The sequence below is a fragment of the Vibrio sp. Isolate22 genome, assembly GCF_022398115.1.
Lineage (GTDB): Bacteria > Pseudomonadota > Gammaproteobacteria > Enterobacterales > Vibrionaceae > Vibrio.
The window spans coordinates 1-863 of the sequence record NZ_JAKEUW010000148.1 but is presented as its reverse complement, the minus strand read 5'-3'; the positions used below and the strand labels follow the sequence as shown (position 1 = coordinate 863).

The following is an 863-nucleotide window of genomic DNA, read 5'->3' as shown; positions in this document are numbered from 1 at the left end:
ACGCTCACCACTTTGTGGTTCATGACTGGGGTGAAGTCGTAACAAGGTAGCCCTAGGGGAACCTGGGGCTGGATCACCTCCTTATACGAAGATATTCACGATAAGTGTCCACACAGATTGATACGGTTTAGAAAGTAAAGAGACGAAGAACTCCCAAGTTCTTCAATCCAGTGTCCCGTTCGTCTAGAGGCCTAGGACACCGCCCTTTCACGGCGGTAACAGGGGTTCGACTCCCCTACGGGATACCATCTTTAAGCGCATTTTTAATAGTGCTTTTAAAAATGGTTATTTCATTACGAAGTGATTAGCTCTTTAACAATTTGGAAAGCTGACTGATTAACTCTTAGAGTTAATCAAATTAAAAGTTCTCAATGTTTACTTTTCGAAGTAAACACAACACAAACACATTCAAGTGTCTTGGCTTTTTGTCTTCACTTTTTAAAAGTGAAAATAAAGAGTATTAAATTGAGTCCGGCAAACACGTAATAAGAACTAACCCTTCTTGTTACAACCAAAACCTTGGTTGTTTATCATACATAAAGACCTCTTCGGGTTGTATGGTTAAGTGACTAAGCGTACACGGTGGATGCCTTGGCAGTCAGAGGCGATGAAGGACGTATTAACTTGCGATAAGCCCAGATTAGACAGTAAAAGTCATTTGAGTCTGGGATTTCCGAATGGGGAAACCCACTTACATAAGTAAGTATCTTGTTGTGAATACATAGCAACAAGAGGCAAACCGGGGGAACTGAAACATCTAAGTACCCCGAGGAAGAGAAATCAACCGAGATTCCGAAAGTAGCGGCGAGCGAAATTGGATTAGCCCTTAAGCTTTTAATGAGACAGACGAAGGCTCTGGAAAG

The 863-nt window shown here is 41.8% G+C and carries 1 tRNA gene and 2 rRNA genes; all 3 read left to right on the top strand.

Annotated features, from left to right (window positions below):
- A 16S ribosomal RNA gene (locus tag L1D55_RS27410) occupies window positions 1-84 on the top strand; the annotation flags it as partial.
- Between the two features lie 88 nt (window positions 85-172).
- Window positions 173-248: transfer RNA gene (locus L1D55_RS27405), tRNA-Glu, on the top strand.
- Window positions 249-559: 311 nt separating this feature from the next.
- Window positions 560-863 (top strand): 23S ribosomal RNA (locus tag L1D55_RS27400); the annotation flags it as partial.